This is a genomic window from Paenibacillus sp. FSL R7-0163 (assembly GCF_037969975.1).
In the GTDB taxonomy this organism is placed as follows: Bacteria; Bacillota; Bacilli; order Paenibacillales; family Paenibacillaceae; genus Paenibacillus_AQ; species Paenibacillus_AQ odorifer.
Window position 1 is genome coordinate 5,965,183 of the sequence record NZ_CP150224.1, and the last position, 13,864, is coordinate 5,979,046.

The window sequence follows — 13,864 nt, forward strand, 5'->3', positions numbered from 1 at the left end:
GTTCAACATATCAAAACTAAAAAAGGTTCCGAAACAATCATTTACTCATATCTCCCATATCTAACCGTGTTCTGAGCTAATGATTATAGGACAGCGAATGGATTGTGATCATACAACACGAATAGCCACACAGTAGCCAGCACATAATAAAATTCACAACCATTAGGTAAACAAGGAGGAATTTTCAATTGAGCGCAAATAAACCAGACAAGAATCTGATCAACACTGTAAAAGATTTGGAAGCCACGCCCGTAAACAGCCTGGAAGCCCAACAGCAGCAACAAGCCCGTAATGATCGCCGCAAGCAATCTCAGCATGACAGCGACGGCAAATTCACGGAAAATGAAACCGGGAACTTTCATTAAAGTCGGGAATACTGTTGGAATCTTCTTTTTAAGCTGCAATAACGTAAAAAGACACCCTTCAAGGTGTCTTTTCTTTTACTACCTATGGAGCCGCATCATAATGTATTTCCTTTAATCAATACGTATCAACTGCTCATCCTGTAATCCAAGCAATGATTTTTTCACGGTCTCACGCGCCGTTCCTGTCATATCCGCCAGGTGTTGATGCGTTAATTTCAAATCGATTAGAACACCTTCATCAGAGGGCACTCCGTGCTGTTCTGTTAGACGCAACAACACGCGAGCAATACGCGTACGCACGTCGATAACGGTTAAGTTTGTTATTAATTTATTGGCATCACGCAGACGATCTAATGCTGTTTCCAAAATGCCGATTAGTATTTCCGGATTACTTTTTAGTAAAGTAATGAATCGCGTTTTTTCAAAATACATAAGGTAGACTTCTCAATGGTCCTTGCAGAAGCAGAGCGCGCTCTTTCATTTTGCAACAAAGCCATCTCTCCAAAGAAATCACCTACTCTAAAAATAGAGAGTACTACATCCCTAGAGTGGTTATCTTGATAGATTTGAACAACTCCAGATAGAACCAGATAGAGCTCCTCTCCCTCTTCACCCTCAAAAAGATGGACTCTCCTTTTATATAAGTACGCTCGCCACATACCTTAGTAATTTCAGCTAAATATTCATCATCAAGATGTTCAAAGAACGGAAAATCCTGTAACAGTTGTGGGTTCATCTTCTAGAGGTTCCTCCAGTATAAGTAATAATTTTTTTATGATTGAATCGCGAACCTATCCTATATTGCAATACTTTTAATTCAAGATAAATAGCGACAGCTTCATTAAATTATTATGTGACACAAATTTTCCAAATGCACCATCGTAAAATGGAAGGTTTTGGTTGCTGAGAACAAGAATAAAGTTAAGATTCTAAAATTCAAGAAGTGAGTTGATGAACATGAGTGATAAGATGGTGGCTGTTTTAAGAAGACAGTTTGATCCAACCGTAGAAATGTTGAAGAATCTTATCGAAGTATGTCCTGATCATTTTTGGAAGAATGCCAAGCATAAATACTGGAAGCATATATTCCACGCTACAACCAGCATGAAATTTTGGTTTAGGCAGCAGAAGGATGAAGAATTCAAAATACCTGACTTCGGTAAAGATATAACAGAAGACTTAGATAAGGAGTGCTCTGACTACCCTACTAAGGAGGAAATGACGACGTACCTAGAGGAGATATTGAGTGTGGCTCGTAATTTTTTTGATGAACTTACTGACTGCAGATTATTGGAACCATGTGTACTATACGAAGAAATAACTAAAACTGATGTTATCCTCATGCAGATAAGGCATGTTCAACATCATATAGGTTATTGCAACAGCATATTGAATTCGAATCACCTAGAAACAGCAAAGTGGCTATGATAAAATGAGTGACCGAAATCAGCTTCTTTACCACGAGGAGTGTTATTTAATATGGTTTATGAATTTGATAGTGAGATAAAGCTGCTGGAAGGTAAAATGAAATGGAAAGTAGTCTATTTCCCCTATTCAGTAAGGGAGATATTCAATACTAATGGTAAAGTACCTATTCAAATCTCTGTTGACGGGTACGAATTTGACCATACTTTATTGCCGTCAAAGAATGGGCATTATTTTGTTTATAACGAATTTATTCGAAGAGCATTACAAAAAGAGCTCGGTGATACATTACATATAATACTTAAGAAATGCGAGGAAAATCGTAAACTGATTGTGCCAGATTACATTACTACAAACCTTGAAGAGTACCACATGCTGAATACATTTCTAAACCAGCCTGATTACATTAAACGAGAGCAGATTAATTATATTGAGCTTGCTAAAAAGGAAGATACAAAAAATAGACGAATACTAGCTCTAATTGATAAACTTAAGGATTAATAAAGGGACGACAATAAAGTTGAGGTAAAATGAAGACATCAGAGTTAAGCAACGAATATTGATATTTCGCTAAACCCCAACAATCATTTTTAAATGAGCACCAAACTTTAAAAAATCACAAAAAGGCGATGAGAAACAACCCTCATCGCTTTCACATTACTAAAACCAGACTTGTTACAGCAAACCTCTGCCTAGTAATAGGTGATCGTTTAAGAGTCAGCAACCATCTGCCCCCTTACGTGGTGCTAGCACGTCGATCAGCAAGCGCCATCGCGGCGGCATAGCCGGAGCTCCAGGCCCATTGCAGGTTATAGCCGCCGCAATCTCCATCGACATCCATCACCTCACCTGCCAAATACAGTCCAGGGACTAACTTAGATTCCAACGTTCCTTCGGTTAGCTCCGTCGTATCGATGCCACCAGCTGTTGTTTGTGCATTAGTAAAGCTATTGGTATCGGTCACTTTAAATTCCCAACGCTTCAAGATTTTATAAAATATTTTTTTTGTTTTCCACGAAAGATCCTGACAAAGCAGGTGCAACTGTTGATCAATTCCAGCCTCCTTCAGCAGAACTGGAATCAGTTTCTTGCTGACGATACCTATAAGGGAATCGGCAACCGTCCGGTGTCCGAAGATCCCCCAGTGGATCTCCAGAAAATCAATTAACTCTTCCTCCGTGCGCTCCGGCATTAAATCAACCGACAATGTCACCGATTCTCCTATTCCGAGATTATACGCAGCCTTTCTGCTGAGCTGAAGTATGGGCGGGCCCGAAATACCATAGTCCGTAAAAAGAATCTCACCAGACTCAGTGCGGATGACTTCATTGTTTACGATAACATGGGCCTCTCCCTCAAATTTGATGCCCGATAGTTCCTTCAAATACGGATAATCCAGCTTCAATTGTACAATACCTGGCACCGGGTTGATCAAGGTGTGCCCCAGACGTTGGACAAGCATATAACCGGAGCCGTCCGTTCCCGTTTTGGGAGCGGTAAGGCCGCCTGCACATAGAAAAAGATAGTCGCTGGTATACACAACCTGTTCCTCTGTCTCCGTCTGGCAGGTTATCGCGAACCGCGGATGTCCCGCCGAAACGGTAACATCCAACACTTTATGTTTATAATATACGGGAACATTCCGATCCTCCAGCGCCAGCTTAAATACACCCGGCACCGAAGCCGCCTGCAGCGACATCGGATACATCCGGCCATTCTCCAAGCTTACAAAAGGAAGCCCGAGCGAGGAGAAAAATTCGATCGTTTGGCGGACACCGAATTGCCGCAATACATGTATTGGGAATCCTTCCTGATTACTGTGATACTTGCGTGATAAAGCGGCCGCTTCATCCGTACCGGTGGCGGTGGATTGGTTCGTAATGTTGCAACGCCCGTTACCCGTCGTTATTATTTTCTTCCCCAGCCGGTCATTGCTTTCAATAATTGCTGTATCAATACCTTGATCCCTCGCTGTAACTGCAGCCATTAGACCTGCAGCACCCCCACCGATAATGAACAGCTCGTGGTGCTTAGAAGTCTGATCCTTATACATGTTAATTGATGCATCCCTTTTCCTAATAAATTTATTGAATTGACTTAGCTAGCGCCATGGCGGCCACATATCCGGAACTCCAGGCCCATTGTAGGTTATAGCCGCCGAAGTCTCCGTCCACATCCATCACTTCGCCAGCCAAATAAAGCCCAGGTACTAGCTTGGATTCCAGCGTTCCTTCGATTATTTCCGACGTATCGATGCCGCCAGCTGTCACTTGTGCATTCGTAAAGCCATTGGTATCCGTCACTTTAAATTCCCAGCGCTTCAAGATTCGATAAAATTTCTCCTTAGTTTTCAACGACAGAGCCTGGCAAAGCAGCTGTGGCTGCTGATCTAAGCCGGTCTCCTTGAGTAGGATCGTAACAAGCTTCTTGTTAAAGATGCCAACGAGAGAATCTGCAACCGTCCGGTGTCCAAAAGTCTCCCAGAGCCTTTCTAAAAACTCAACTAACTCTTCCTCCTTGCGGCCAGGCATCAGATCCACCGATAATTTCACCTGTTCTCCTCTTGCAAGATGATACGCAGCCTTCCTGCTTAGCTGGAGAATTGGCGGACCAGTAATACCATAGTCCGTAAAGGCAATTTCGCCCTGTTCACTGCCGATGACTTTACCGTTTACAATAATATGAGCTTGTCCCTGAGATTTGATAGTGGACAGTGCTCTCATATTCGGATATTGCAGCTTCAGTTGCACAATGGCCGGTAAAGGCTCAATCAGGGTGTGTCCCAGACGTTCAGCAAGTGTATACCCAGGAGGTTCTTTTCCCGCATTTGGACCGGCAAGGCCACCCGCAGATAGAAGTAGATAGTCGCTAGTATAAACAACCTCCTCCTCTGTCTCCGTTTGGCATTTTATCTTGAAGCGCGGATGATTCTTCGAAACAGTAACATCCAACACTTTGTTATTGAGGTACACCGGAACATTCCGATCCTCCAGCGCAAGCTGGAAAATATCCAGCACCGCTGCTGCCTGCAGCGACATCGGGTACATCAAGCCATCCTTCAATCTTGTAAGCGGAAGCCCGAGAAAGGAGAAAAAATCAATGGTCTGACGGATGCCAAATTGCTGCAATACCGCAAGTGGAAATCCGGCCTGATTACTGTGATACTTGCGCGATAAAGCGATTGCTTCATCTGTACCCGTTGCAGTGGATTCATTTGTAATGTTGCAGCGCCCATCACCTGTCATTAATATTTTCTTTCCAATCCGGTCGTTACTCTCCAGAATGGCAGTATCGATACCCATATCCCGCGCGGTAACAGCGGCCATTAATCCAGCAGCACCTGCGCCGATAATAAACAGCTTGTGGTGCATAGAAGTCTGATTCTCATACATGGTTGATCAATGCATCCTTTATTCCAATTTTTCTAAAAGCACAGAAGCACTTTATTAAATTATAGCATAAGTGTACTGGTTTTCATTTATCTCCTTATGTACTCATCACATCTTAGGTTAGCCTTTTATCCCTTGACTGCAATTTAGTCCATAAACAAGAAAAAAACCGCTTTATCAGCGGGTTTCAAATAGAGCCTAGGAGTCGAACCCCTATCCAAAGATAACGGCACATAAGCTTCTACGAGTGTAGTTACAGTTTTGATGTTCCCTAGAAGCATTCTAACCACTTTTTGATGAGTCATTCTGATTAAGGAGACTGATCATAGGAATAACTCCTTAGTATAGTGATCCAATTATATAAGTTAATCCTGAATATACCGGTTCTTCACAGTGCTTCTTCAATACGCAGAAAGTACCTTTGGCGCTACAGATGATGGCTGGATCCTTTTAATTTTTAGAAGTTGCTAATTCCCTGCGGAATCAAGATACGCTTCAGCTTCTTCTATCGATTCGTACAAGTTTGCAATATCTTTAAACATACGATTCATTTGCGTTTTGTAGAACGCGGTAGGCGCAACATACACCCATTTATGTTTTGTAGAGATTCCAGCTTTCACAGCATCTTCACCAGTTGGAGCAAGAATTGCCATCACCTCTTGCTTAAATACCAGGCCACCAGTAATTACAGTCATACCTGTAAACCCTCGCTTAGTTTTCTTCAGTACTTTCGGAAATTGTTCTGCGTACGCAAAGGCATCCTCAACTTCCATACCGTCCGATGTTACAATAATTCTGTTTTTATTTTTAACATAATCAATAGTAAAACTCATAATAGTAATTCCTCCGAATGTTTTTGCTTTTGAGTGCTTAATGCCATAATCTAATCTTATATCAGTTCGAGCTCTTATAGATGTAGTTTCGGAAAATGTGCCACTAATTATTAACTTCAAAGTGAATGATCTAATTTTAGACGTAGACAACATGTCTACAAAAATGAATATATTAGTTCCCCATAATTCATTGTCTGCATTCGGTCTACAATTCAATCACTAAACAGCAAAAAACCGCTATCTCAGCGGTTTTTTGCTTATGGAGCCGAGGGAAGTCAAACCCCTGTCCGAAGATAACGGCACATAAGCTTCTACTAATGTAGTGTAGTTACAGTTTTGATGTCACAAAATTCATGACTCCCACCAGAAAATTGTTTACGGTGTAGTTGTAATTCTAAACTCAAAACTGTGCTATAGCGAAAAATCGGTAACACCCTTTTTATAGGAAAATTTAAGACTATATGTTTCTTCTTTTCCATAGGGCATTGTAGCAATTTTTATACGAGTATAATCAAGCCTGCTATCTCTTAACACTCTCTTTATCAAGGCTATACTCCGTTCTTCTTCCGTAATGATACAAAATATATTAAGAGCATATTTTTTCGGGTCGGAAATGCATTTACCCATATCAAAGCCATCAACACAACCTAAGTTAGTATCTACTAGAGATATGTCCAGGTATTCCATGACTTTATCTCTTAACCAGTTATCACGTTGGCTTCCTTTTTCACTTTTTAGAGGATACTGTACTACTAACCAAAATTTCTCACTCATTCATAATCACCAGCCAATGAAGAGATTTATTATAATAATTATAACAAAGAAACTTTGCAAAAGGGTACCGTTAACCATAGTATGGGAACCATCCTCATGCGGATGGTATTCGTGGTGGTAGAGAAATCTTTTGCAGTTTAAAAATATGCATACCAAACATTCCGAGACCTCATAGTAGACATGATAAACCACAAGTACACATGTGAAATTGGCTGAAATCATTAAAAAGCATTGCCTAACTTTAATTATGAGGATACAAAAAAGCGACCCCTAAAGGTCGCTTTTTCTAAAACTCCATATGGAGCCGAGGGGAGTCGAACCCCTGTCCGAAGATAACGGCACATAAGCTTCTACGAGTGTAGTCACAGTTTTGATGTCACCCGAGTATCGCCCCGTAACCGGCTATACGTTGGGTCAGCCTGATTGTCTTCTTCAGCTCACCGCAGGCGGAGATGAGACAGCGTATCCCACTATTTGTTAGCCCCTATCCCTGTCACATGGGCGATGCAGAGTAGAAGCACGCACACAGTTTCTTAGGCTGCGAAAGCGTAGTTGTTTTGTTGTTTGCCGTTTAATAGGCTTTAGCGTTGATGAAGCGGACGCGTCCCCACTACTCGCTACTCATGCTCGAACTACCCCCGTCGAATCCAAGAACGGCCCCTCATTAAAAAGGGCGCTTCGGATCAAGCGGATCTTCCAAGCAAGAGAGATCCAATCTACAGCTTCTTATTCAAGAAAACTGTAACGAAGCAATAACTAACTTACTTACTCAGTATAGCACATTTATCAACACTTTAACACGTGGGTTAAAGGAATTGAAGGTTGAAACTGGAACTCATTTGAATCGTCTAGTTCTCCCAGATTATCTGGCGATCTTTTGCTTATCACGCAGTACACGCTGGATATCACGTTGAGCATCTCGCTTGGCAGCCGAGTCACGTTTGTCATACTCTTTTTTACCTTTACCAAGACCAATCAGCAGCTTCGCATAGCCATTCCGCACATAAATCTTAAGTGGCACAATCGTAAACCCATCTCGCTTGGACAAGCCCAGCAGTTTATGAATTTGCTCCTTATGCATTAACAATTTACGTGTGCGTGTGGGATCGGTAGGATTGGCACGGTTACCTTGTTCAAAAGGACTGATATGCATGTTGTGAATCTGAATCTCGCCATTACGGATCGTAGCAAAAGCATCTCCAATATTAGCGCGGCCATTACGCAGCGACTTGATCTCTGTACCCGTCAGCACCAAGCCAGCTTCATAAGTATCCTCGATAAAATAATCATGGGAAGCTTTCTTGTTCTGGGCAAGTACTTTCCCGTCTGCTTTTTTACCCATGAGAATCACTCCTTGAATCATATTCATAAGTTAAAGTAACCATGTCTGTCTAATCTTAAACGACACAGCCATCGAACGTCTGATCTATATTGTAACAAATGGAATCAAGTGAGCGCAAGGAACCTTCAACCAAATATACTTCACCTAATTTGTCATAGAGTTGTCAGTAACATTACCCAATATCTAGCATTTGTTACAAAAAAGCATTAAGCTGAGTTGATCTGGAGTTTTTCCACTAATCTCCACATATCTATATCCATCTACCCTATTTACTTATTACCTATTTGTTCTCAATTATCCGCTTCCCTCTTCTTGGATATACATCTATTCGACGCCTATTCAAATAGTGCTGCTTTTACCTATACTGTGCAATCCTATACTGTACCTATCCTATCCTCTACCTATTCACTTGCTATCACCTACGTTTTTCTATATAAATGTATTTCGTGCAACTATTTAAGCCTTATCACCGCCAAAAAACTAATTAGTTGCACTTTCTGCAGCTAAAAAAGCGAAATCGGACCAATTATGGGTAACTGATCAGATTTAGATGTACAAAATGCAATTAGCTACCACTTTTACTACATAACCCAAATTTAACTGCACATAATGCAATTAACCATGTTGATGATTAGTTAGTTAAAAAGCACCGCCACAGGAGGGACGGTGCTTAGTATCGTTATAGAGTTATGCAGCGTATAACCGTCATTTATTTCTTTTTACGCTTACGTGGTGCTCCTTCTGGAACGCCGCCATTATTGTCACTTCGTTTAGAAGTGACTTGCTCAGATGTCTCTACATTGCCTGGTGTCACGGACTGGCCGATGAACACCCCGCCCTTGGTTTTCTTTTTGCGGCGGCCTTTGCCTGTAGGAGCGCCGTTACGGCCTTCTCCACCGCCAAAGTTACCCCCGCGATCCTCGCGGCTGCGGAACTTCGTGCTGCCGTCCACGCCCCGCGCTTCGCCGCCGGAGGAGTCGGACGCAGGAGCGCCGTATCCGCCTTTGCCGGAGCCAAAGCCGAAGCTGATGCCGCGTCCACCACCGGCACCGCCGGTGTCTCCGCCGCGGCCTCGCCCGCCGCTGCGCTCACGCGGCGCGCCTGCGTTGCCGCCGGCTTCGCCTCCGCGCTCTGCGCCCGGCGCAGCAACTACCCGGCTCGCATCCTCGCCGACCTCGCGCCCGCGCTTCCGCTTACCGCGTCCGCCCGCTGCGCCAACACCGGCCGCTTCGCGCGGTCCATCACCGGCGCGCACACCTGCACCCGGCTTGCCCTTGCCCACGCCTGCAGCAGCGCCGCCGGGCTTGCCTTTACCGCCGCGTCCCTTGCCCGCGGCGCCTTTGCCCCCGGCCGGCTTAATGAAGCCGCCGCCCGAACGGCCGCCCTTGCCTCCGCGGCCGCCCGCAAAGCCACCACCGCGGTGCTCGCCTGGCGCGCGTGGCTTCATGTCGACCAACTCGAAATCGATCGTGTGGTCATCCATATTTACTTTGGCGACTCGGATCTTCACCTCGTCACCAATGCGGAACACACGCGATGTGCGCTCGCCAATGAGCGCCATATGACCTTCGTCGAAGTGATAATAATCGTCGCTCATTGCACTGAGACGAATAAGACCTTCGACGGTATTATCCAGCTCGATGAACATTCCGAAGCTGGTCACACTGCTGACCATAGCCTCGAATTCCTCGCCTACTTTATCCTGCATGTATTCTGCTTTCTTCAGTTGCTCCGTATCGCGTTCAGCTTCTACCGCCACACGCTCGCGTTCCGAAGACTGCTGAGCAATGTCAGGCATCCGGCTAGACAAATAATCATGCCGCTTCTGGGTCAGTGCCCCTCCATTCTCAATCACTTCACGCATTACGCGGTGAATGACCAGATCGGGGTACCGGCGAATTGGAGAAGTAAAGTGAGAATAATATTCCGCAGCCAGTCCGAAATGGCCCGTGCTCTCTGCATCATACTTTGCCTGCTTCATGGAACGCAGCATCATCGTACTGATGACCGTTTGTTCCTTTGTGCCTTGGATTTGCTCCAACAGATCCTGCAAAGCACGTGGATGAACCGAATTGCCACGGCCCTTCACGTGATATCCGAAGTTGGCCGCAAAAGCCATGAAATTCTGCAGCTTCTCTGGGTCTGGATCTTCGTGAATCCGGTAAAGGAACGGAACCTTCAACCAGTGGAAATGCTCAGCAACTGTTTCATTTGCCGCCAGCATAAACTCCTCGATAATCTGTTCCGCTACAGAACGTTCACGCTTCACGATATCTACAGCCTTGCCGTTCTCATCCACGATGATTTTGCTCTCTTCAAAATCAAAATCAACCGCACCCCGGCGCATCCGCGCATCGCGCAGCTTCATCGCCAATTCCTTCATGAGGCGGAAATCGTCAATCAGTGGACTATAACGTTCCAACAGCTCTGGATCTTCGTCTTCGAGAATTTTACGAACATTGGAGTAAGTCATTCTCTCTTTGGTGCGAATCACGCTCGTAAAGACATCGTGCTTCACAACCTTCATTTGCTCGTTAAATTCCATTTCACAGGACATTGTTAACCGGTCTACCTGAGGATTCAAGCTGCAAATCCCGTTCGATAGGCGGTGCGGCAGCATCGGAATAACCCGGTCTACCAAATACACACTACAACCGCGGTCATAGGCTTCTTTATCCAGCTCAGAGCCTTCACGCACATAATAACCTACGTCTGCTATATGGACGCCCAGCTTGTAATGTCCATTCTCCAAGCGCTGTACGTTTACCGCATCATCCAAATCCTTAGCATCTTCGCCATCAATCGTAACAATGTTCAGTCCGCGCAGGTCGCGTCTTCCTTGCTCCGCAATCTCCTCTTCTGTAATTGAATCAGGAGCGCTATCGGCTTCATCCAGTACTTCAGCTGGAAATGCCTCAGGTAATTGATGTTTGCGGATAATGGAAAGAATATCAACACCCGGATCATCCTTATGTCCGAGAATCTCAATAATTTCACCTTCTGCCGCTGCTCGGCCTTCCGGATAACTCACAATACGCACAACGACCTTTTGACCATCAACAGCACCTTTAAAGGATTGTTTCGGAATAAAAATATCACGATTAATCCGCTTATCATCAGGCAGCACGAAACCATAGGTCTCCAGGTTTTGAAATACACCTACCGTCTGCAACACGCCACGTTTTACAATACGTACTACTTCGCCTTCCATACGTCCGCCGGACGGACTTTTAGAGGTAATACGAATCAGAACGATATCGCCATTCATAGCTCCCTTAAGATCATTTGCATGGATATATACGTCAGGATGATCACGATCATCCGGGATTAGAAAAGCAAAACCCTTCGCATGTGCTTGTAAACGTCCACGCAGCAAATCCATCCGTTCTGGCACGCCATAACGTGCAGTACGGGTTAATACAATTCTTCCATCCTGCTCTAATTCAATCAGCAGTTCCTCGAACTTTTTAAACCCCTCGCTATCCTCTAGAGCAAAATGACTCACCAGCTCTTCATAAGTCATTGGTTTATATGCAGTTTCCCGCATGAAATCGAGTAATATTTCTTGTGTTATCATGTTCGTCACCCCAGCCCTCCGCGGCTTCAAGCCGCTGGCAAATATGTATATCTTGTCCTGCCCTGCAGTAATGCCAAGTAAATTTTACCTTTACTACTTCATACCCTAGTATACACGAAATCAATCCTGCGCATCCCTGTTACTGTCATCCAAAGGTTAACACAGTACAAAATTTCCTTTAAATGCTGAAATACATCCATGCCGACTGCAGGTTTACTTCCTATCGATCCAGCCTTTTTCTTTGCGAATATGAAAAGAAAAGCACCCTTAGGTGCTTTTTAACTCCTTTTAATATAACAAAAAAGCCTCCGCTCTATTCCATTTAGAACAGAGCGAGGGCTTACGGTAGATCTTTTAGTCGATTAGAACTGCAGCTAGAATCGCCATGATAAAGAAACCAGCAGCAAGTCCAACAGTTACACGTTGTAGTACGAGCTCCATACCACGAGCTTTTGTTTTACCAAAGAGATGCTCAGCACCGCCAGAGATGGCACCGGAAAGACCCGCGCTTTTCCCCTTTTGCAGAAGAACGACCGCAATAAGACCGACGGAAAAAATCAGGAGCACAACTTTCAAAAAGATATCCATTCACTTCCACCTCCTACGCCTAAGCATCACTATCTATGGTAATTTAGGTTATCACGATACATAAACAGTATTCTTATTTTATCATAGCGCTGTCGGTAATACAACAGCTTAGACTGTTAAGTCGTAGCTTTTCTTGCAAGATAAGGATAAACCTATTGAAGTCTATCTTCTTCAAATCATAAAAAAGACCCGCCATAACGGCGGGTCTTCGAAGTCTGCTATAAAAGCAGATTATCTTTTGAGGTTGTAGAAGGATTTCAGGCCGTTGTATTGAGCCAATTCACCCAACTCATCTTCGATGCGAAGCAATTGGTTGTATTTAGCAACACGGTCTGTACGGGAAGGAGCACCTGTTTTGATTTGACCAGCATTAGTCGCAACAGCGATGTCAGCGATTGTGCTATCTTCGGATTCACCGGAACGGTGGGAGATAACTGCTGTGTAACCAGCACGTTTAGCCATTTCGATAGCATCAAAAGTTTCAGTCAATGTACCAATTTGGTTAACCTTAACCAAGATGGAGTTACCGATACCTTTTTCGATACCTGTTGCAAGACGCTCAGTGTTAGTTACGAACAAGTCGTCACCAACCAATTGGACTTTGTCGCCCAATTTTTCAGTAAGCAATTTCCAGCCATCCCAGTCGTCTTCGGACATACCGTCTTCGATTGTGATGATAGGATATTTTTCAACCCATGAAGCAAGAAGGTCAACATACTCAGCGGAAGTGTAAGATTTACCTTCGCCAGCAAGGGTGTATTTACCGTCTTTGTAGAACTCAGTGGAAGCAACGTCCATACCCAAGAATACGTCAACACCTGGTTTGTAACCAGCTTTTTCAATAGCTTCGATGATTGTAGTGATTGCTTCTTCATTCGAACCAAGGTTCGGTGCGAAACCACCTTCGTCACCAACAGCTGTGTTCAGGCCTTTGGATTGAAGTACGGATTTCAAGTTGTGGAAGATTTCAGCACCTGTGCGAAGAGCTTCTTTGAAGCTTGGAGCTCCTACAGGAAGAACCATGAACTCTTGAACGTCGATGTTGTTATCCGCATGCTCACCACCATTGATGATGTTCATCATTGGTACTGGAAGAGTTTTAGCGTTGAATCCGCCCAGGTATACGTACAAAGGAATATCCAAAGCTGCTGCAGCTGCACGAGCTACTGCCATGGATACAGCTAGGATTGCGTTAGCGCCCAATTTACCTTTGTTAGGAGTTCCGTCCAAAGTAATCATCAATTTGTCGATGCCCACTTGGTCAAGAGCGTCCATACCGATAACTTCTGGAGCGATGATTTCATTTACGTTCTCAACAGCTTTCAGAACGCCTTTACCCATGTAACGGGATTTGTCGCCATCACGAAGTTCTACAGCTTCGTGAGCACCAGTGGAAGCGCCGGAAGGAACGATAGCGCGGCCTTTAGCACCGGATTCCAGATAAACGTCAACCTCTACTGTAGGGTTACCACGGGAGTCAAGGACTTCGCGAGCATATACATCAGAAATAATAGTCATGTAAGTTAATCTCCTTTTAACATTGTTTTGGTCTTACTTGTATAGCTTAAAAT

Annotated in this window: 13 protein-coding genes and 1 other RNA gene; 3 read left to right on the forward strand and 11 right to left on the reverse strand. The window is 44.2% G+C overall.

Features of this window, described 5'->3' with window-relative positions:
• Nucleotides 1-188 precede the first annotated feature (188 nt).
• The gene (locus tag NST45_RS26105) at nucleotides 189-365 is read left to right on the forward strand and encodes a hypothetical protein (protein WP_169744731.1); all 177 of its coding nucleotides are present in this window, start codon (nucleotides 189-191) and stop codon (nucleotides 363-365) included.
• 111 nt (nucleotides 366-476) lie between these two features.
• On the opposite strand, the gene NST45_RS26110 is transcribed toward NST45_RS26105, so the two are convergent.
• Together NST45_RS26110 and NST45_RS26115 are read right to left on the reverse strand one after the other, a co-directional pair.
• Entirely contained in the window at nucleotides 477-797 is a 321-nt protein-coding gene (locus NST45_RS26110; protein ID WP_080742373.1) for a Crp/Fnr family transcriptional regulator, read from the reverse strand.
• A gap of 103 nt (nucleotides 798-900) precedes the next feature.
• On the reverse strand, nucleotides 901-1,101 hold the full coding sequence (locus tag NST45_RS26115) for a hypothetical protein (RefSeq protein WP_244886414.1): 201 nt from the start codon (nucleotides 1,099-1,101) through the stop codon (nucleotides 901-903).
• Between the two features lie 221 nt (nucleotides 1,102-1,322).
• On the opposite strand from NST45_RS26115, the gene NST45_RS26120 reads away from it, so the two are divergent.
• Nucleotides 1,323-1,793, forward strand: a complete 471-nt coding sequence (locus NST45_RS26120) for a DinB family protein (protein ID WP_162164288.1) — start codon at nucleotides 1,323-1,325, stop codon at nucleotides 1,791-1,793.
• A 51-nt stretch (nucleotides 1,794-1,844) separates the two neighbouring features.
• Nucleotides 1,845-2,291, forward strand: coding sequence for a YdeI/OmpD-associated family protein (locus NST45_RS26125; protein WP_036687161.1), 447 nt, complete (start codon nucleotides 1,845-1,847; stop codon nucleotides 2,289-2,291).
• A 235-nt stretch (nucleotides 2,292-2,526) separates the two neighbouring features.
• Here NST45_RS26125 and NST45_RS26130 read toward each other — a convergent pair whose 3' ends face one another.
• From NST45_RS26130 to eno, 9 genes are all read right to left on the reverse strand, one after another.
• A complete protein-coding gene (locus tag NST45_RS26130) occupies nucleotides 2,527-3,843 on the reverse strand; it encodes an NAD(P)/FAD-dependent oxidoreductase (protein WP_076141445.1) in 1,317 nt (438 codons plus the stop codon).
• A gap of 31 nt (nucleotides 3,844-3,874) precedes the next feature.
• On the reverse strand, nucleotides 3,875-5,182 hold the full coding sequence (locus NST45_RS26135) for an aminoacetone oxidase family FAD-binding enzyme (RefSeq protein WP_170914217.1): 1,308 nt from the start codon (nucleotides 5,180-5,182) through the stop codon (nucleotides 3,875-3,877).
• 464 nt (nucleotides 5,183-5,646) lie between these two features.
• Nucleotides 5,647-6,012 carry a hypothetical protein gene (locus tag NST45_RS26140; protein WP_036687158.1) on the reverse strand — a complete coding sequence of 122 codons (366 nt, stop codon included), beginning with the start codon at nucleotides 6,010-6,012 and terminating at the stop codon, nucleotides 5,647-5,649.
• Nucleotides 6,013-6,423: 411 nt separating this feature from the next.
• Complete coding sequence (locus NST45_RS26145; RefSeq protein ID WP_036687156.1) at nucleotides 6,424-6,786, reverse strand: hypothetical protein; 363 nt, start codon at nucleotides 6,784-6,786, stop codon at nucleotides 6,424-6,426.
• 296 nt (nucleotides 6,787-7,082) lie between these two features.
• Nucleotides 7,083-7,447: a transfer-messenger RNA gene (gene ssrA, locus NST45_RS26150) on the reverse strand.
• Between the two features lie 201 nt (nucleotides 7,448-7,648).
• Nucleotides 7,649-8,128, reverse strand: a complete 480-nt coding sequence (gene smpB / locus NST45_RS26155; RefSeq protein ID WP_036687155.1) for an SsrA-binding protein SmpB — start codon at nucleotides 8,126-8,128, stop codon at nucleotides 7,649-7,651.
• 709 nt (nucleotides 8,129-8,837) lie between these two features.
• Complete coding sequence (gene rnr / locus NST45_RS26160; protein WP_339826251.1) at nucleotides 8,838-11,705, reverse strand: ribonuclease R; 2,868 nt, start codon at nucleotides 11,703-11,705, stop codon at nucleotides 8,838-8,840.
• Nucleotides 11,706-12,059: 354 nt separating this feature from the next.
• Nucleotides 12,060-12,293, reverse strand: coding sequence for a preprotein translocase subunit SecG (gene secG, locus NST45_RS26165; protein ID WP_036687153.1), 234 nt, complete (start codon nucleotides 12,291-12,293; stop codon nucleotides 12,060-12,062).
• A 231-nt stretch (nucleotides 12,294-12,524) separates the two neighbouring features.
• Nucleotides 12,525-13,811, reverse strand: coding sequence for a phosphopyruvate hydratase (gene eno, locus NST45_RS26170; protein ID WP_036687130.1), 1,287 nt, complete (start codon nucleotides 13,809-13,811; stop codon nucleotides 12,525-12,527).
• Nucleotides 13,812-13,864: the final 53 nt, after the last annotated feature.